Below are 19,809 nucleotides of genomic sequence, written 5' to 3'. Positions count from 1 at the left end.
TATATTGTTACCAGCGGTATTGCAGCCTTACGGTAAATACATCATCTTTCAGATCTTCAAGATAGCCTGGCAGCTGGGTCGGATCGTTCACTACATGTTCGTTGTAAACCGTTAATTTCATTCTTGAATTGATGAGGCAGGCCATGCCATAGCCCAGGGTGTTGAACTTAATGTCGCCGGCAGTGGTATTGCTTCCGGGCGCGCCGATCTGTGCCTCTTTGATGTCGCTGTTCGGGTCATAAGAATCATAGGCCAGGAGCGCAGTAAACCTGCTTTTTGCGATCTGTTGGGTCAGCCATAAATAATAACCCGAAAAGGGGCGTAAATAAAGATCGGTAGCGGGTTGGGCAGCAAAGCTCTGACTGGCTACAGGACCGGTTATACTGGATGAACTGGCCACACCTGGTTGTGTACCACCTATATATTCTGCTTTAAAAAGGGTAGTCCCGAAGGTATTGTCGCATTGCAGCTGCAGGTTCCCGCCGTAATAATTGCGCTTGGCATTCCAGTCTACATACTCGGGGCTGGTATTTTTAACGAAACCACTGCTGTTGGTGCTATAATAGCTTTCTGTATCAGATCGTACAGAACCCTGATAAACGGAGCCGCCAAATCCGATATGCAGTTTTTTATTGGCCAGGCTGTCGAACTTAAAGCCCAGGTTGCCGACAATATCTTTTTTCGAGTCATAATCCCTGGCCGAATGGCCGCTGCCATTTATTACAGCAACTTCGGCGGTAAGGAAATGAAATTTGCCGTCGGGCCTGAAAGTAAGCATTGCACCCAGATCCCTTTCACGGGGCATTAAGGTTTGAAATACTCTTGCCCGTTCGGGGAAGTCCCGGTAGCCTGAAGAATAAACAATTGAATGCCCGAAAGGACGGTTAAACAATCCTGCTGTAAATAACAGGGCCTTTGAAGTGGGGCGGTGTAGTTGTATGAAGGCATCCATCAATTGGACCCCGTTTTGTGTGGCATCAATTTGAAAGACGATACTTGAATATTTATCGGCCCGGTCTATTTTTAACCTTCCCCTACGGATCATAAAGCGGTCTTTGGAGTTTTTTGCAAAATCCCCTCCGGAAAAAGAGAGTATACCGGCCGATTGTGCCCTTTGATATTGTGTTTGCAGGTATCCTGTTATGGCAATCTCGTGCGTATCATAGGTTGAGGGCGCGTTATTGCTTTGTGCAAAAGTAAAAACAGCGCAAAAAAGAAGCAGACCTAAGGGTATTAATTTCATAAAAGCAGGTAAAAATATTTAAAGGGGCTAAAATACGTTTAATGCTTCGTTTTCCTATAACAAGCGAGTTTATTTTAAACTTCAGTGGCACCAGCGCTATGTTTGATCACAACTAAATTACATTTTTATTACATGACAATTTGTTTGTTCGGGTATTTTGGCCTTATTTTTGAAAAAATTGAAACAAAAAACACACACAATTAAATAAATGTTTTTAAGGAAATACCGTTTGTTGATCATCATTGCCTTTTTGGGCATCTTTTCTGCAAAGATGGTGATTTCCGGTGCCCCAGTGTTTTTTAATCATATTGATAAAGAGATCATGAATGCTGTGATCATGCAGATCGAAGTAGAGCATAGTGCTGATGGCGATAGTGGTAAAGCAAAAGTAAAGCTTTGCGATTATAAGGTTGACATGCATTATGACTATAGCTTCTCGGCTGTACTCAGTCATTTTGGAATTAATAACAGTTTTATTGATCACTTTAAACGGTATGTAGATCCTTTCCACCCATCCGTACCTACGCCGCCTCCCAACCACTGCTGATTTTTACAGGTGTGACCGTCCCTTATAAAAGAGATTGTCGTGCATTTTTTAGAAATTAGTTAGAACATTAAAACATAGTTTTATGCAAAGTGGAAACTCAGTCTTTTCGAGACTGGAAGTGAAGAAGTATATCTTAAAAAAGAATTTAAAGAAGGATTTGCCCGCTAGTATAGTGGTATTCCTGGTTGCGCTGCCCCTCTGTCTGGGTATTGCGCTGGCATCCGGGGCTCCCTTGTTTGCCGGTTTGATTACCGGTGTGGTAGGCGGTATTGTAGTAGCCAGCTTAAGCGGTTCGCAGTTAAGTGTAAGCGGGCCGGCGGCGGGGCTTACTGCAATTGTTTTGGGTGCCATAGGGCAATTGGGTGGATACCAGATTTTTATATTGGCGGTAGTATTGGCGGGGGCTATGCAGCTGATCCTTGGCTTATTAAAGGGCGGTACCATTGGTAACTACTTTCCTTCAAGTGTAATTGAAGGGATGCTGGCTGCCATTGGTTTGACATTGATCCTGAAGCAAACGCCTCATGCCCTGGGTGTGGACTCTGATTTTTTTGGTGATGAAAGTTTTTTTCAGAAGGACCATGAAAACACATTCTCGGCTATAGGTGGAGCCCTCAATCATTTCAGTGTGGCAGCAATAGTGATCAGTGCTCTTTCGATTGCCATATTAGTGTTGTGGCCTAAGTTTAAAAAATTAAGCCTGATCCCGGCTCCGCTGATTGTGGTCATATTGGGTATTGGCTTAACACTGGCCTTTCAGGGTACAGGTTATGCGTTAAAAGCAGAGCAAATGGTAGCTATCCCGGTAGTCAATGGCTGGTCGGAATTTATGGGGCTTTTTACTACACCTGATTTTTCTCAGATTACCAATAGTAAAGTATGGGTAGTTGCAGCAACGATAGCCGTTGTAGCCAGTCTGGAAACCTTGCTGAGTATTGAGGCTATTGATAAAATAGATCCGATCAAACGTGTATCACCTACAAACAGGGAATTGATGGCCCAGGGTGCCGGAAATATGGTGAGCGGGATGTTGGGTGGTTTGCCCATGACTTCGGTTATTGTCCGCAGTTCGGCCAACGTTAACGCAGGCGGGCGGACAAAGATGTCTGCAATTTTTCACGGAACCTGGTTACTTTTGTCGCTGCTTTTTATCCCAGGTCTGATAAATATGATACCTTTGGCATGTTTAGCAGCTATACTATTGGTAACAGGTTATAAATTAACTAGAATAGCTTTATTTAAGCACATGTATCATAAGGGATGGGACCAGTTTGTTCCTTTTGTGGTTACCATTGTTGCCGTATTGCTTACCGACCTGTTAAAAGGGGTGGCCATAGGCATGCTGATCTCTGTGTTTTACCTGCTGCGTACCAATATGCGTAATCCGTTCTTCTACAAAATCCAGGAAGAAGGCAACAAGAAAAACATCAGGATTAAACTGGCAGAGGAAGTCTCTTTCCTCAACAAAGCTGCTATACAGGTGGTACTGAACAAGATTCCTAAAGAAACCAATGTAATTATTGATGGAACAAACTCGAGATATATAGATCCCGATGTTTTGGAAACTATTTTTAATTACAAACATAATGCCTATACTAAGGGTATTATTGTAACGCTCGAAAATGTTAAGGCGCAGTATATCGTGCCCAAGTTAAATCACAAAGTCATAGAAGAAATTAACAATTAAATATCATGTGCGCTAAATTAGAAAAACAACATAACGAAGATATTACTTACGATAGTTTATTAAAGGGAAACAAGGAGTGGGTTGCAGCTACGCTAAAAGAAGACCCTCAGTTTTTTGACCGCCTGTCTGCCGGTCAGGCCCCGCCTGTATTGTGGATAGGCTGTTCAGACAGTCGTGTGCCTGCCAACCAGATCACCAATACGATGCCGGGCGATATCTTTGTACACCGTAACATTGCCAATGTGGTTACACATACGGACATGAACCTGTTAAGTGTACTGGATTATTCGGTAAACGTACTTAAGGTAAAGCACATCATTGTTTGCGGCCATTACGGCTGCGGAGGTGTAAATGCAGCACTGGGAGATAAACAGGTAGGTTTAATCGACAACTGGTTAAGGAACATCAAAGATGTGATCCGCATACATGAGCGTGAAATGTCGACCATCAAAGACCCGCAAAAAAGGTCTGACCGTTTGGTTGAGCTGAACGCCATAGAAGGTGCAGCCAATGTGATGAGTACTTCTATTGTGCAGAACGCCTGGGCATCAGGACAGGAACTGTCCGTTCATGCCTGGGTTTATAGCCTGAAAACAGGATTGATCTCTGATATGCAGGTAAGTGCATCAAGTGCTGATGACATTTCGCCGGTGTTCAAAATGAAGGCAGGAAAATAACCGTTTTCTTCGGAGCCTGGGAACCTTTGTCCTGAAGAAGGACAAAATTTTCCCAGGTCTCCTCTGAGAAGGTAATTTTCAGGTTAAGCAGGGAGGTTAAGTAAGGTGGTTAGCCAAGCCTGGCAGACAGAATGCTAAGTAATGCTAAAAGCATTATATAAAAGAAAAGCTCCAAGTTTCGTCACTTGGAGCTTTTCGCTTTTATCTAAGGTTCTCTAGTACTTTCAATACTATTGATTAAGCAATTTGTTTAGCATGCCGTCTATTTAACAACTTTACTTAACACCCTTGCTTAACCTGAAAATTACCTTCTCAGAGGAGACCTGGGAATAATTTGCGCTTTTTCAGCGCAACTTGTTCCAGACTTCGAAGAGAACGGTTATTTCCAATCTATCCCAGGAAAGGGTACCTGTAATCTTTTGGCGGATCGAAAGTTTCTTTTATTGCACGTGGCGATACCCAGCGTAAAAGATTGATCATAGAACCCGCCTTATCGTTGGTGCCAGAACCTCTTGCACCGCCAAAAGGCTGCTGTCCAACAACTGCACCTGTACATTTGTCGTTGATGTAAAAGTTACCGGCAGCATTTCTCAGGGCATGTGTAGCTTTCTCAATAGCATAACGGTCCTGCGCAATTACAGCTCCGGTTAAGGCGTATATAGAAGTAGTATCAATGATGTTCAATACTTTATCGAAGTCTTTGTCGTCATATACATAGATCGTCAAGACTGGTCCGAAAAGCTCTTCGCACATGGTAGTATATTTCGGGTCATCTACTACAAGTACAGTAGGTTCAATAAAATAACCTTTGGTTTTGTTGTAGCCGCCACCTGCAATGATCTCGACCCCTTTATCTTTCTTAGCTTCGTCGATGTATTTGGCCAGTTTGTCAAATGAGTTCTCGTCGATCACCGCGTTAATGAAGTTGCTGAAATCTTCGGTGCCGCCCATTTTAAAGGTAGCCAGATCGCGCTGCATAAATTCCTTTACTTTCGGCCAGATGCTTTTGGCAACATACACACGTGAAGCTGCAGAGCATTTCTGTCCCTGGTATTCAAAAGCGCCGCGTATGATTGCTGTACTGGAAGCCTCAGCTTCAGCAGAGCCATGCACCAGGATAAAATCTTTACCACCGGTTTCGCCTACAATGCGTGGGTAGGTTTTGAACTTATGGATGTTGTTTCCGATGGTTTTCCAGATGTTCTGGAATACTCCGGTAGAACCTGTAAAGTGAATACCTGCAAAATCAGGGTGGTTAAAAATTACCTCACCAGCATCCGGACCGGATACGTAAACCAGGTTAATTACCCCATCAGGCAATCCTGCTTCTTTAAAGATCTCCATTAAAACGTTGGCAGCAAAAATCTGTGTGTTTGCTGGTTTCCACACCACTACGTTACCCATCATGGCGGCAGATGTTGGCAGGTTACCTGCAATGGCTGTAAAGTTAAATGGGGTAAGGGCAAATACAAAACCCTCAAGTGGGCGCTGTTCAACCCTGTTCCATGATCCTCTAGGCGATACAGGGGGCTGTTGCTTATAAATGTCGGCCATATAGCTCACATTGAAGCGTAAGAAGTCGATCAGCTCACATGCCGAATCAATCTCTGCCTGATAGGCATTTTTGCTCTGGCCCAGCATGGTTGCAGCGTTCAGTTTATAACGGTACGGACCAGCAATTAAATCTGCAGCTTTCAAAAATATTGCCGCACGGTGCTCCCAGGCCAGGTTTTCCCAATCAGCTTTGGCAGCTAAAGCTGCATCAATAGCTTGCGATACATGACTTTTATCTCCTTTGCTGAATTGTCCAAGTATATGTTGATGATCGTGCGGCGGAGTAACTTTTCCTTTATTGTCGGTATGTACTTCCTTACCTGCAATGTGCATTGGTATCTCAATTTGTTTTGAACGGGCATCGGCAATAGCAGCCATTAGCAGTTCACGTTCTTTACTTCCAGGTGCATAACCCAGGATGGGCTCATTAACAGGGGTTGGTACGTTAAAAAATCCTTTAAGCATGGTATAATAAGTTATTTTTTACAAAGGTAAGGTAATTTTTTATTACGTGGGTAATACTTATAAGGCGCTTAATAATTCCTATTTTTGAATGCTGAATATGATAAAATACCTGCGCTTACTGCTGCTTCCCTTTTCTGCCCTTTACGGCATCGTAGTGGTGTGCAGAAATAAATGCTACGACATCGGGCTGTTTAAGTCGGCCAGCTTTGACCTGCCTGTAATTTGTGTGGGTAACCTGGTGGTTGGCGGCTCCGGTAAGAGCCCGGTAACCGAATACCTGGTTCATTTGTTAAAGGGTTATAAAATAGCCATCCTGAGCAGGGGCTATGGCCGGAAAACGAGGGGTTTTATACTGGCCGATGAAAATGCCAATGCACAAACCATTGGCGATGAGCCCATGCAGTTTTACAGTAAATTCAGACATGTTACTGTGGCGGTATGTGAAGATCGTGTTCATGGCATCAATCGGTTAAAGGATAGTCATGACCTGATTATTTTAGATGATGCCTACCAGCACCGAAGGGTAAAACCAGGTTTCAGCATTTTGCTTTTTGAGTATCAGAAATTACTGAGCTGGCAGTTTCTGCTGCCTGCCGGGAATTTAAGAGAGCCCTTTAGCGGCTACAAGCGGGCACAGGCATTACTGGTTACCAAAGCTCCGGTACAGCCTGATGCCATCGAAAGTGCGGCCTGCAAAAAAAAGTTTGGGGATATACCGGCCGGCGAATTATCCTTTTCTTTTATCAGCTATGGAAACCTGAAGCACCTGTTTTCTGGTGTGGAACAGGCCTGCGATACCCTTAAGAAAGATACAACCGTGTTTTTACTTACCGGAATAGCTAATCCGGCACCTTTACTGGCACATTTAAAAGGATATTCAAATCACATTGCACAGTACAATTATCCCGACCATCACCAGTTCAGCAGGCAAAATATAACGCAGCTGGTTAATGCGTTTAAAAATGAACGCTCAAAAGAAAAGATCATCATCACAACAGAAAAGGATGCACAGCGTTTATTAGCTGTTACTTTAAAAGAATTACTGTTAAATTTACCTGTCTTTTATTTGCCCATTAAAATTGAGCTGCAGGAAAAAGATAAAGCTACATTTGATCAAAAGATTTTAAATTATGTTTCAGGCACTACACGAAACCGTTGAGTATATAAAGCGCAAAACCAATAATTTCCAGCCCGAGATTGGAATTGTTTTAGGAACAGGCCTTGGCGGTCTTGTAACGGAGATGGAAATCGAATTCAGTTTAATGTATTCCAATATCCCTAATTTCCCAATCTCTACTTTAGAGTTCCATTCAGGGAAGCTGATTTTTGGGACCCTTAAAGGCAAGCGGGTAATGGCAATGCAGGGCCGTTTGCACTATTATGAGGGATACAGCATGCAGCAGATTACTTTTCCCATCAGGGCAATGAAGGCTCTGGGAATACATTGTCTTTTTGTATCGAATGCTGCGGGCTCTTTGAATCCTGATTTTAAGAAGGGCGACCTGATGATCATTAATGATCACATTAACCTGCAACCGGAAAGTCCGCTTAGGGGACATAATGAAGCCGATATGGGACCAAGGTTTCCCGATATGAGCCAGCCCTACAGCCGTAAACTCATTGCAAGTGCAATGCAGATTGCTGAAAAAGAAGGTATTACTTGTCACCAGGGCGTATATGTGTCAGTAACAGGCCCCAACCTGGAAACAAGGGCCGAATACAAATATTTAAGGATCATTGGAGGCGATGCCGTTGGGATGAGTACCGTGCCGGAAGTTATTGTAGCCAACCATATGAGTGTACCTGTGTTTGCCATCTCTGTATTGACAGACGAAGGTTTCCCGGAGGAGCTGCAGCCGGTTAGCCTGGATGAGATCCTGGAGACTGCAAGTGCTGCTGAACCCAAAATGACTAAGATATTGAGCCAGTTAATTTCGACGCTATAATGTATAAACGCATTGTTTTATTAGTTCTTTTGCTTGCAGGTTTAAGTACCGGGCATTTGTATGCACAGGATTTAAAAACTACAGTAAGAGAGAATAAAGAACTGGATTCTTTGCGTAAGAAGGAGGAAGGGGGGATGGATTCTGTGATCTTCACTTCTAAATATGTACGCTATACTACCCTAAAGCTTACTAAAGACAGCATTCAAACACTGGCACTGGATACGAGCTTAAATGGCTTTCAAAACTTTAGTGTGCTTGTACAGCCGAGACGGCCGACAGTAGGTACCGGTAACCTGGGGCTGGCAGCTATGCCAATGCTGTTTGAACCTTCAAAAACAATTGGCTTTGATGCTGGCTTTCATGCACTGGATTATTATGCAATGACACAGGACGACATTAAATACTATAAAGCCAGAACACCTTTTACCAGTTTGTACTATGTGGCGGCAGGAGATGCAGAACAGGTTTTTAAAGTGATCCACTCCCAGAATGTTAAGAAAAACTTTAATGTGGGGGCAAATTTTAACCGGATTGGTGCCAATGGTATTTATGCCCGTCAAAGGGGAGACGATTTGAACGGGGCATTGTTTGCCTGGTACGAATCGCCCAATAAACGTTATAATTTATGGAGCAATGCCATCTTCAATACTTTGAAGGCAGCTGAGAATGGTTCTATTGGCAACGACAGCATTTATACTTCACCCGCCCAGCTTGGACTAAACCGGATAGCCGAAAGGGTGCGTTTAAACAATGCCAGGCAGATATGGCGGCAGGGCTCTTTTATGCTCAAGCAAACCTATTTTGTTGGGCGTATAGACAGTCTGGCCCAGGAAATATCGGATAAGATCTTGCCTACCAACAAAATTGCCTACACTTTTAAATACGATAAGCGTTCTTACGCATTTCAGAAGAATGAAGATGATGATCACTCTGTAATTCCGGAAGGTTTTGCCGACCCTAAATTTACCAACGACAGTACCCTTTATAAGCACATGCAGAATGAGTTTGTGTATAGTTTTTTTCTAAGGGCAAAATCGAGTGCGATTATTAAAAATGAGTTGAAGATAGATGCGGGTATCCGGCACGATTACTACAACTACACGCAGTTGGGTATGTATCCTGATTCGAGTACTTTTTACAAGTACAATTCGACCTTTCAGAACATCACTTTACTAGGCTCGGCAGGTTACAGGTTTAGTAATCGGATAGACCTGAACCTGGATGTAGAACAGATTTTTCAGGGCAGGCATACCGGCGATTTTCTGTATGAGGCAAAGAGCAACGTGCTGCTTAGCAATTCAGTAGGAAGGGTAGTGCTCGGGGCTTATTTCCAGAACAAATCTCCGGAGGAAATTTATAACCGTTTTGTGGGAAATCATTACAACTGGCGGGGTGATGTAAATGGCAACAGCTTCGACCGGACCAAGACCATTAATTTTTCTTTTAAATACCTGAATGAGCAATTAAAATTGGATGCTACAGCGCAATATTATCTCATTACCAATTATCTGTATTTTAAATCGAGGGCAGCTGATGCAAATGCCACGGAAGCAGAACGATTGACAATTATGCCTGCCCAGCTCGGCAGTAGTGTTAACCTGTTAAAAATTGCCATTGGTAAAAAGTTCCGCTGGGGTAAATTTAACCTGGAGAGTTACCTGGTTTATCAGAAAACGGACAACCCTGATATATTACGTACACCAGAGGTTTATACTTTCAATACTTTTTATATCAATCAAACTTTCTTTAAGGCTCTTAAAACCAATGTCGGATTTGATATTCGTTACAATACGCCCTACAAAAACTATGCATACTCGCCAGCTTCGAGTCAGTTTTATATAGGTGTAGACAACAAGACTTTTGAAAGCACGCCAATTGTTGACGTTTGGGTAAAAGCCAGTTTAAGAAAAGCCAATCTGTTTGTGAAGTGCGACTATGTGAACCAAGGCTTTCCGATTAAGGGATATTATACCATTAACCAGTATCCGATGCAGGACCGCTTATTGTTCAAGTTTGGTGTGCAATGGAATTTTTACGACTAAGTTTTCTGAGGTTTCTTTTTAGCTGCGGGAAATAGCACGTTGTTCAGGATCAAGCGGTACCCCGGAGAATTTGGGTGTAAGTTCAGGTCTGTTGGCGGGTCGCCCACCTCGTGTTTATAATCTTCCGGATCATGTCCTCCGTAAAAAGTAAACTGGCCCTTACCTACTTCCCCGTTTAAATATCTTACTTCCTCGGCGCCTTTATTTTCGCCAAGTACAGTAATGCTGGGCTTTACCAGACGCTTTCTGAAGGCGGTGGTCTGTCCCATAAAACCCTTGATCACTTTGTCGTGATTTTGCGTCAGCATAGTGGGCACCAGGTCCCATTTTGCCGAGAAATCAAATAAGGTAAAGAAATCATTGCTTTGATTTAATTCTCTGCTCCTGGTTTGTGTTACATCAATGTCCGAAAACTCGTAATTGGAAGGGTCCAGGTCCAGCATAAAATCCTTAAAAGCGAAAGTTCGGTTAAAGTTGATCTTTGCCTGCGCCTGGGGGTCGGCCGGATCACCATCAAACATCTTTTCACAAATGTCAATGCCTTCGGCGCTAAGGGCGATATCGAAGCTGTCGGTACCAGAGCACATAGCAAAAAGAAAGCCTCCGCCAGCACAGAACTCCTTTATCCGTTTTGCTACGGCAAGCTTCAACTCCGAAACTTTTTTGAAGCCATTTCTTTTGGCGGTCGCTTCTTGGTTTTTCACATCCTCCCTGTACCAGGTGGCATTTCTGAACGCGGCCCAGAAACGACCAAACTGCCCGGTAAAGTCCTCATGATGCATATGCAGCCAATCGTAGCCGCTCAATTTGTCTTTTAGTACTTCATCATCGTATAGCACGTCATAAGGTATTTCGGCATAGGTAAGCACCAGGGTTACGGCATCGTCCCATGGTAATTTGCTTTTGGGCGAATAGACGGCAATTTTTGGGGCTTTTTCCAGCTTTACCATTTCCATATTTACCTGGGGGTTGCTGATTTCGTTTAGTATTCCGGTTACTTTGGCATCTGCCAGGACCTGGTACGAAATGCCCCTGGCTTTACACTCGTCCTCTACTGCTTTATTGTATTTCACCAAAAAGCTGCCACCCCGGTAGTTTAAAAGCCAGCTTACATCGGCCTGCTGTTTAATGCTCCAATAGGCAATTCCATAAGCTTTTAAATGGTTCTTCTGATCTTCATCCATATAAATAAGAATGGAGGAAGCTTTCATTACGATGCTGCAGCACAGCAAAAAAAACAAGACTGGGATTCGTTTTGCGGTCATAAAATGGGCATTGGTACGAATGTAACGATATAACGCTATTAAAAAAAGTAAATTGTAGTGAAAGAGGAGCCAAATCAGTCCTGGTGCAGGCTTAGTGGATACTGCCTGTAACGAGCTTTTTACCGCTCCGGCACTAAACCTTTTCTGCTTGTGGGTGTTTAATCATAAAACATTGGTTATGAAACGAATAACACTAGGTGTCATTTTGCTGATAAGTGGGATGATGTGGTCTTGCAGTCCGATAACAAGGGTTACCGGATCATGGGTAGATAATGGTGCAAAAGGAAAAATGTTGGGTGGCCAAACGGTCTTTATTACCTCATTAACCAGGAATATAAAAGTCAGGACTGAACTGGAAAACGGGTTTACAGCTTTGCTCAGCCAGAAGAACGTAAAAACCGTAAAAGGTAATGAGTACTTTAATCCGGAATTCTATAAAAAAATACCGCCTGAAAAACAATTGTTGTCAAAGATCAAAAACTCTGGTGCCAACTACATCATGACGATATCGATGATCGACAAAAACAGTGAGACCCGATATGTGCCTGGAACAAGGGGCTATGCGCCCTTTCCATATTACAGGTGGTATGGTGGTTTTTACAGCTATTACAACTACTGGGGCCCGATGTTTTATGAACCTGGTTATTATGTAACGGATAAAACCTATTTCATGGAAACCAATCTGTACGACATAGACAGCAACAAATTGATCTGGTCGGCCCAGTCGCAAACCGTTAACCCGGGTTCCATAGATAATTTTGTAAACACTTATCCAAAAGTACTGGTAGATCAGCTGGTAAAAGACGGCCTGCTGCCCATGTAATGCGCAGACCGCAGGGGGCTTTGTAGTAGCTCTGAAGATTAGTTAACATTGAGGTGAAAATTAATTAACTTTAATTGAAGATGTTTGACTAATTTTAAGAATAAATTACGACGATGGCCGCTTACAGCGCTTATACTGATCAGGAACTGGCAGCCTTACTAAAGGAAGGTGATGGTATGGCCTATACCGAAATTTACGACAGGTACTGGCCGGTAATGTTCAGGCATAGCCGGAAAATGCTGAGGGATGATGATGAGGCCATTGATGTGGTACAGGATATTTTTACAACGCTTTGGGCCAAAGCCGCTGAAACCGTTTTTACGACTTCTATACGGTCCTTCTTATATTCGGCCACGCGGAACAAAGTGATCGATCTGATCAACAGGAACAAGGTAAGGACCAATTACCTGGCTAATCTTCAGGAATTTTACGACAAGGGTGAGTTTCTTACTGAAGATATCATCCGGGAAAAGGAACTGATCAACCGTATTGAAATGGAAGTGGCAAAACTCCCGGAAAAAATGCGGAAGATATTTGAACTGAGCCGTAAACACCACCTGTCGTACAAAGAGATCTCTGAAATTACTAATGTGGCAGAAGGTACAGTAAAAAAGCAGGTGCATAATGCGATTAAAATATTGCGTTTAAAGCTCCACCTGGTACTGGTAATCGGCGTAGGCCAGGTATTTTTGCTGCTCAATAAAATATTTTCTTAAAAAATCTACCACTTTGATTCCAGCTCTTCGTCATAACCTTAAATGGATGTTAGCGCAGTCCTGTAAATTATGGAAAACGAGATAGCTAAAGGATTAATTGAACGGTATGCAAATGGTACCTGCACAGCAGAAGAGAAGGCTATTGTGGAGAGCTGGTACCTGGACGCGATGCAGCATGCAGACGATTCCGATATGGTGGTCCCCGATTTTGAAAGGGCCTCGGCAGTATTGCGCGCTACATTGCCATTGCAACGGAAAAAAAACTATCCTTACAGGTATATCGCAGCTGCTGTTGCTGCAGTATTCTTGTTGGCTATAGGTGCAGGTTGGTATTTTACAAGGTATAACGACAATAAAGCCAATCTGGTACTTGCCGGAAAGGATGCAGACCCGGGTAAAAACATCGCTGTATTGACGTTGCCAAATGGGAAAACAATAAGCCTGAGTGATGCAAAGAAGGGCGTTGTGGTGGATCCGGAAGGTTTAAGCTATAATGATGGCAGTGCCATTCAGGCTTCATCTGCTGCCGGAGCTGCACCCGAAGGTGCATTGCTGAAAGCCAGTACCCCCAGGGGTGGTACCTATCAGTTTACCTTACCCGATGGGACTAAAGTATGGTTGAACTCGGCCTCTTCCATCCAATTTCCCCAGGCATTTGCCGGACTTAAAGAACGCAGGGTTCTGTTAACGGGAGAAGCCTATTTTGAAGTAACGAAGATGAATCATAAAGGCAGGCATTTGCCTTTTATTGTAGAAAGCAAGGGGCAGGAGGTAGAAGTGCTGGGTACACATTTCAATATCAACAGTTATACCGATGAAGAGGAGATCAGGACGACCTTGCTGGAGGGAAGTGTGAAAGTGCGGTCGGACGCCAGGGTTGTAACCATAACCCCTGGCCAGCAGGCCCGTGTAAACCACTATCTTCTTGGAAAAGTAGCGGTTGTGCCTGCAAAAATAGAACAGGTAATGGCCTGGAAAAATGGTTATTTTAATTTTGAAAACGATAACCTGCCTACAGTAATGCGACAGTTGTCGCGCTGGTATAATGTAGAGGTGGTTTATGAGGTAAACAGGATGGACGATCAATTTATAGGCGATATTCCACGTTCAGTGCGATTGTCGGACGCATTAAAGGTATTGGAGTATGGCGGAGGCTTACATTTTAAAATAGAAAATAAAAAACTTATCGTAACCAAATAAGAACAAACAACCAGATATAAACTTAAAAACAAGCAGCGGATGAAGAAATAATTACAAACCACCTAACAGATCTTATGGAAGGAAAATAACCGGACCCTGGTGACAACAGGATCCGGCTTGCCCATCCTTTCAGAATGGAACGGCGTTCCGGTCGATCGCAGAAAATACCTTGTTAAATAATTAATGAATTAACCAAAACATTCAAAAGTATGAATTTTAATTTATGTAGGGTAATGAAACTCACCGTAATCTTACTCATCATTGGCTGCGTGCAGGTGTCGGCCGAAAGCTATTCACAAAAGATTACGCTTGTCGAAAAGAACACCACTTTTAATAACCTTTTTGGGAGTATAAGGAAGCAAAGCGGCTATACCTTCTTTTACAACAACAAAATAATCAAGGAGGAAGGACGGATTAGCGTTTCCGTAAAAGATGCCAGTATCGAAGAAACGCTGGACCTGATTTTTAAGGGACGGTCATTTTCCTATACCATTATAAACAGAACCGTAGTCATCAAGAAAGAAAAACCCGGTTTGTTAGGCTTCCTTAGCAATATGTTTTCTGCTATAGATATCAAAGGAAGGGTAGTGGATAAGGAAGGCAATCCTTTACCAGGGGCATCTGTAATGATCAAGGGATCCGGTAAAGGCACATCTACCAGTACTTCGGGTAATTTTTCAATTGATGCAAAAGAAGGGGATGTACTGGTTGTTAAATTTCTGGGCTATGTTACTAAAGAGATTGCCTTAACTGCCGGTACTACCACATTGAATATTGTGTTGGATGCCGATTTGCAGGATCTGTCTGAAGTGGTAGTTACTGCTTTGGGTATAAAGAGATCTGAAAAAGCATTGGGATATTCTGTGCAAAAAATTGGCGGTAAAGATTTACAGACGGTTAAAGGTGTAGATTTGGGGACGTCCCTTTCTGGCCGGGTAGCAGGCCTGGAAGTGAGAAATTCAACTGAATTTAATGCAACACCAACATTGGTACTAAGAGGGGAAACAGCAAGATTAATTATTGATGGGGTCGATTATGATAATTTAAGTTTACGCGACATCCCTACCGATGATATAGAAAGCATAAACATTTTAAAGGGGCCAGCAGCTTCGGCATTGTATGGTTCCAGGGCTGCAAATGGTGTTTACATTATTACAACCAAGAAAGGGGCTTCAGATAAAAAGGGTGTATCGGCCGATTTCAACAGTAATACCATGTTTCAGCTTGGATATTTATCTATGCCTGAGGTACAATCCAGTTACGGAAGGGGACTGAACGGTGATATTGGAAATGATTACGTTTGGGGACCAAAACTGGACGTTGGCAACACCGCAACCGATTGGAATCCGGTTACCAAACAAATGGAGGCCAACCGCCCGATGTTGTCGCTGGGAAAAGACAACCTCAAAAACTTCATGAATACCGGAATCGTTTCCAATAATAACATTTCAATAGCCCAAAGCGCCGAAAATGGAAGCTTCAGGCTAGGACTAAATCATGTTTATAACAAGGGGCAGTTTCCAAATCAGGAATTAAATATGTTTAATTTAACCGGGGCCGGAGAGATCATCGTTTCGCCTAAGTTTAAAATTGAAGGCCGATTTGGATTGAGTCGTCAGTCTACGCCGCAGACCTGGGGTTCTGGTTATAACAACCAGGGTTACCTCTATCAGATCATCATGTGGACCGGCACTGAATATGATATCCGTGACTACAAAGATTATTGGACAATCCCAAATAAGACGCAAAACTGGATGTATACCAACTGGTATGACAACCCTTATTTAATTGCATACGAGAAATTAAGCGGAAGTATTGAAAATACCATGAACACTACTTTTTCTGCCACGTATAATTTCAGCAAAGATTTGAATTTGCTGGCGCGCATGGGGTATGATAATTATAACAATGAAACAACCATGCGTAACCCAACTTCTAATATTTATTCAAACAGGGGTGGCTGGGATGCCAAAGGTATGTATAGTATTGGTACGTATACCGGGTTTAGTATAACCAATGACGTTATTTTAAATTACAATAAAAAGATCGGCGATTTTTCTGTGGAGGCATTGGCCGGTGCCAGCTTATTTTATAAGGAAGACAAGACTTTTTCCGGAAGTACTAAAAACGGTTTAATTTCTCCAACCTTCTTTTCACTGAGAGGTTCGGTTGAGCCCGCAACTGTAAATCAGGTATTCTCGCCACGAAAAAATAACAGTGTATACGGAAGGGCAGCCTTTGGTTGGAAAGATGCCGTCTTTTTAGATTTTACAGGGAGAAATGACTGGATGTCAACCCAACCAGCCAATAACAGGTCCTATTTTTATCCAAGTGCCGGTTCCAGTATCATACTTTCTGAGTTGATTAAAATGCCTAAAGTTATCGATTTGTTTAAGTTGAGGGGATCATTGACTTTAGTGAAAAAACCTGCAGGTATTTTTGAAATTAACAAAACTTATGGAACCTCTACCAATGTTTGGAATGGTTTGAATTCAGCATCATATCCAACTACCATATTAAATTTTGAAACATTGCTGCCAAGTTCAGAGCGCACCTGGGAAATTGGGGGTACGGCCTACTTGTTTAAAAAACGATTACATGTTGATGTAAATTATTTTAACAAATATTATTTTAATACGCAGGCATCTCCAAGTATACCACAAAGTTCAGGCTTTTCATCAACATTGGTGAATACAGATGAAACAAGAGTCCGCAGAGGTTTTGAAGTTACGGTGGATGGAAGTATCATTAAAGGATCAAAATTTGAATGGAATTCGATGATCAACTGGTCTAATCAACATCAATACTATGATGATTTAGATGCATTGTATTCTCCGGACAGCAGATGGGTTTACAAAGGGGCCCGAACAGATATTTATACCTCGGGTTATTGGGTAACTGATGCTGATGGGCAGCTTGTCCATACAGCCAGTGGCATGCCATTATTAAGTACTTCAGGAAATGCAAGGGATGTAAAAAAATATGGTTATGGTGATCCGACATTTACAGTAGGCTTTATCAACAACTTTACCTATGGTAACTGGAATTTAGGTTTAAACATTGACGGCCGTGTTGGCGGATACATGTACAACTACGTGTACGATTATATGTTTGAAACCGGAACAGCCCCGGAAACGGATAATGCCTACAGGTACGATCAGGTGGTAAATAAACTAAATAACTATGTTGGTCAGGGTGTTAAATTGGTATCAGGAACGGCGACTTACGATAAATATGGAAATATTACCGCCGATACAAGGGTTTATGCACCAAATGATGTTAAGGTAGGTTACCAGACTTACGCCCGCAGCTACCGGGGCGGCGACAGGGGAATTCAAAATAAAACATTTATTAAACTGCGGGAACTATCGTTGGGTTATAACATACCCCAGAAAGTTTTAAGTAAAGTGGGACTCAAACGAGGTTATGTTGCTGTAACTGGTCAGAATTTATTCATGTGGACCAATTTTAAATATTCAGACCCGGATGTAAATTCTGAAGATCTGAATTCGCCCTCGCAACGTGTCGTAGGTTTCAATATTAAACTTGGATTATAAAATTTAAGAATTTGTTTTATGAAAATGACTAACTATAAATATATCTTGATATTACCTTTATTGGTGCTATTAAGTAACGGGTGCAAAAAATTTGATGAAATCAATGAGAACCCTCATGCTGCAACGGAAGTAAGTTCGGGTATGCTGGCTACCGGGATGATTTTAAATATTACCCGATCAGATATCAGTACGACAAAAAGTTTTATGCAGAGTTTTTTGTTGAGCAAATACTTAACATGGGGCGAAAACATTGAAGGCTTTCAATACAATAGATTGGGTGCTACTGACTTTGCGAGAATTAATTTATTGAGGAATGTTAAGCCTATGGTTAATGCCGCTCAAACTGAAGGCCTGAAAAAATCATATGAGGCCCTAGGACATTTTATCAGGGCCTGGCAGTTTTTTCACACCACAATGCAGGTTGGTGATGTGCCTTATAGCGAAGCAGTTAAAGGAGAAGAGTCGGGCGTTATTCAGCCTAAATATGATTCGCAAAAAACAGTATTCTTAGGGATTCTAAATGAGTTAGACCAGGCCAATCAGCTCTTTGCTGAAGGCGCTAAATTTGATGGGGACCCGATTTATAATGGTACTACCGATAACTGGAGGCGGCTGACCAACAGTTTTCAGTTGCACGTTTTGATTAATTTGTACAAAAAAACGGGGGATGCTGATTTAAAAGTAACCGATCGTTTTAAGGAGGTCATGACAAGACCCTTGATGCGTGATTACAAAGACAACTTTGCATTGGTTTATTCGGCAACGGCAACTCAAAACTATCCCTGGAGCAATGTGCCGGCGGGTAGCAACGCTTTTGCAAGTTCGAACTATACCATGTTAAGTTCCTATCTGATCAATCCCTTAATTCAATTACAAGACAGAAGACTGTTTTACTTTGCAAAACCTTCGCCTGTAAAAGTAACCGGCGGAATGTCAGAAAGTAATTACAACGCCTATGTTGGAGCAGATCCGGCCACCAATTTTCAGACGCTGCTGACCATGAAGAATGGTAAAGATTATTCGGATTTTAACAACAGGTATTCACAATTGGTAAATGCAGAACCAGTTAGCGTTTTTAGCTATTGGGATTTGCAGTTTATTTTGGCGGAGGCAGCTGTTCGTGGCTGGATTACAGGAACCCCGGCGCAAACTTATTATGCATCAGGTATCAGCAATTCGATGAATTTTACTGCTTTTAATACACCTGACGTAGCTGACTATCATCATAATATGAGAATGGATGGGACTTATATCGCAGCCTATACAGCTTCGGCAGCGGTGGCGTTAACTGGAACCACTGAGCAGCAAATAGAAAAAATTATCCTGCAAAAATATCTGGCTAACTTTTTACAGGGCAGTAAATATTTAGGTTGGTACGAAAACAGAAGAACAGGTTACCCGGCTTTTACGTTAAATGCAGCTACAAACCTGAATATACCATCAACTTCGTTTCCTTTAAGGTGGACATACCCGTCGAATGAAACAAGTTTTAATGCGGTCAATACCAACGCTGCAATTGCAAGTCAGTATGCAGGTAATGACGATACCAACCAGATCATGTGGATATTGAAGAATTAACGCTTTTTAACATCATTGGTCTTTTCTAATCATTTGATTTTACTATTTTTGCTTTTTACACAAAAAATATCATGAGCAAAGCAATAATTAAAACAGAGAAAGGTGATATGACTGTTCAGTTCTATGATCAGGATGCCCCAAATACAGTTGCTAACTTTAAAAAATTAGCCAGCGAAGGTTTTTATAACGGAGTAACTTTTCATAGGGTAATCCCTAATTTTGTTGTTCAGGGCGGCGATCCTACCGGAACTGGTGCTGGTGGCCCGGGCTACAAAATTGATTGCGAACTGACAGGAGAGAACCAATATCACGATCGTGGTGTATTGTCTATGGCACATGCCGGAAGGAATACAGGCGGTTCTCAGTTTTTTATCTGCCACAGCAGAGACAATACGGCCCATCTCGACAGAAACCATACCTGCTTTGGCAAGGTAATAGAAAATGTTGATGTTGTGGACAGTATCAGACAAGGTGATAAAATTTTAGGTATCGAAGTAATAGAAGATTAA

Annotated in this window: 15 protein-coding genes; 12 read left to right on the top strand and 3 right to left on the bottom strand. The window is 42.3% G+C overall.

Translation table 11 applies throughout. The features are described 5' to 3' along the window. Window positions 1–7 precede the first annotated feature (7 nt). Complete coding sequence (locus ABIE26_RS11580; RefSeq protein ID WP_310142850.1) at window positions 8–1,243, bottom strand: porin; 1,236 nt, start codon at window positions 1,241–1,243, stop codon at window positions 8–10. 208 nt (window positions 1,244–1,451) lie between these two features. Between ABIE26_RS11580 and ABIE26_RS11575 the strand changes: the two genes are divergently transcribed. The 3 genes from ABIE26_RS11575 to ABIE26_RS11565 all read left to right on the top strand — a co-directional run bounded on the left by ABIE26_RS11575 (window position 1,452) and on the right by ABIE26_RS11565 (window position 4,154). Next, on the top strand, window positions 1,452–1,790 hold the full coding sequence (locus ABIE26_RS11575; RefSeq protein WP_310142851.1) for a hypothetical protein: 339 nt from the start codon (window positions 1,452–1,454) through the stop codon (window positions 1,788–1,790). 82 nt (window positions 1,791–1,872) lie between these two features. Further along, on the top strand, window positions 1,873–3,477 hold the full coding sequence (locus ABIE26_RS11570; protein WP_310142854.1) for a SulP family inorganic anion transporter: 1,605 nt from the start codon (window positions 1,873–1,875) through the stop codon (window positions 3,475–3,477). A gap of 5 nt (window positions 3,478–3,482) precedes the next feature. Beyond that, window positions 3,483–4,154: a carbonic anhydrase gene (locus tag ABIE26_RS11565; RefSeq protein WP_310142855.1), complete on the top strand. Its 672-nt coding sequence runs from the start codon at window positions 3,483–3,485 to the stop codon at window positions 4,152–4,154. A gap of 390 nt (window positions 4,155–4,544) precedes the next feature. Here ABIE26_RS11565 and pruA read toward each other — a convergent pair whose 3' ends face one another. Next, window positions 4,545–6,173, bottom strand: coding sequence for an L-glutamate gamma-semialdehyde dehydrogenase (gene pruA, locus ABIE26_RS11560; RefSeq protein ID WP_310142856.1), 1,629 nt, complete (start codon window positions 6,171–6,173; stop codon window positions 4,545–4,547). Window positions 6,174–6,261: 88 nt separating this feature from the next. Between pruA and lpxK the strand changes: the two genes are divergently transcribed. The 3 genes from lpxK to ABIE26_RS11545 are packed head-to-tail and all read left to right on the top strand — an operon-like array spanning window position 6,262 to window position 10,161. Continuing rightward, a complete protein-coding gene (gene lpxK, locus ABIE26_RS11555) occupies window positions 6,262–7,332 on the top strand; it encodes a tetraacyldisaccharide 4'-kinase (protein ID WP_310142858.1) in 1,071 nt (356 codons plus the stop codon). Continuing rightward, the gene (locus ABIE26_RS11550; RefSeq protein ID WP_310142859.1) at window positions 7,304–8,119 is read left to right on the top strand and encodes a purine-nucleoside phosphorylase; all 816 of its coding nucleotides are present in this window, start codon (window positions 7,304–7,306) and stop codon (window positions 8,117–8,119) included. The genes lpxK and ABIE26_RS11550 overlap by 29 nt, the downstream gene beginning before the upstream one ends. Next, on the top strand, window positions 8,119–10,161 hold the full coding sequence (locus tag ABIE26_RS11545; protein WP_310142860.1) for a putative porin: 2,043 nt from the start codon (window positions 8,119–8,121) through the stop codon (window positions 10,159–10,161). The genes ABIE26_RS11550 and ABIE26_RS11545 overlap by 1 nt, the downstream gene beginning before the upstream one ends. On the opposite strand, the gene ABIE26_RS11540 is transcribed toward ABIE26_RS11545, so the two are convergent. Beyond that, the gene (locus ABIE26_RS11540) at window positions 10,158–11,426 is read right to left on the bottom strand and encodes an asparagine synthetase B (RefSeq protein WP_310142861.1); all 1,269 of its coding nucleotides are present in this window, start codon (window positions 11,424–11,426) and stop codon (window positions 10,158–10,160) included. The genes ABIE26_RS11545 and ABIE26_RS11540 overlap by 4 nt on opposite strands. A 178-nt stretch (window positions 11,427–11,604) precedes the next feature. Here ABIE26_RS11540 and ABIE26_RS11535 point away from each other — a divergent pair, with 178 nt between their 5' ends. The 6 genes from ABIE26_RS11535 (at window position 11,605) to ABIE26_RS11510 (ending at window position 19,809) form a co-directional block, all read left to right on the top strand. Next, a complete protein-coding gene (locus tag ABIE26_RS11535) occupies window positions 11,605–12,249 on the top strand; it encodes a hypothetical protein (protein ID WP_310142863.1) in 645 nt (214 codons plus the stop codon). A 113-nt stretch (window positions 12,250–12,362) separates the two neighbouring features. Further along, window positions 12,363–12,965 carry an RNA polymerase sigma factor gene (locus tag ABIE26_RS11530; protein WP_310142865.1) on the top strand — a complete coding sequence of 201 codons (603 nt, stop codon included), beginning with the start codon at window positions 12,363–12,365 and terminating at the stop codon, window positions 12,963–12,965. 69 nt (window positions 12,966–13,034) lie between these two features. After that, window positions 13,035–14,165, top strand: a complete 1,131-nt coding sequence (locus ABIE26_RS11525) for a FecR family protein (RefSeq protein ID WP_310142868.1) — start codon at window positions 13,035–13,037, stop codon at window positions 14,163–14,165. Window positions 14,166–14,398: 233 nt separating this feature from the next. Next, complete coding sequence (locus ABIE26_RS11520) at window positions 14,399–17,722, top strand: SusC/RagA family TonB-linked outer membrane protein (RefSeq protein WP_310142870.1); 3,324 nt, start codon at window positions 14,399–14,401, stop codon at window positions 17,720–17,722. A gap of 18 nt (window positions 17,723–17,740) precedes the next feature. After that, window positions 17,741–19,300, top strand: a complete 1,560-nt coding sequence (locus ABIE26_RS11515; RefSeq protein ID WP_310142873.1) for a SusD/RagB family nutrient-binding outer membrane lipoprotein — start codon at window positions 17,741–17,743, stop codon at window positions 19,298–19,300. 71 nt (window positions 19,301–19,371) lie between these two features. Continuing rightward, on the top strand, window positions 19,372–19,809 hold the full coding sequence (locus ABIE26_RS11510; RefSeq protein WP_310142875.1) for a peptidylprolyl isomerase: 438 nt from the start codon (window positions 19,372–19,374) through the stop codon (window positions 19,807–19,809).

The organism is Pedobacter africanus (genome assembly GCF_040548825.1).
GTDB classification, from domain to species: domain Bacteria; phylum Bacteroidota; class Bacteroidia; order Sphingobacteriales; family Sphingobacteriaceae; genus Pedobacter; species Pedobacter africanus_A.
Note: the sequence above shows the minus strand (reverse complement) of the source record. Positions and strands in the feature narration are given on the sequence as shown.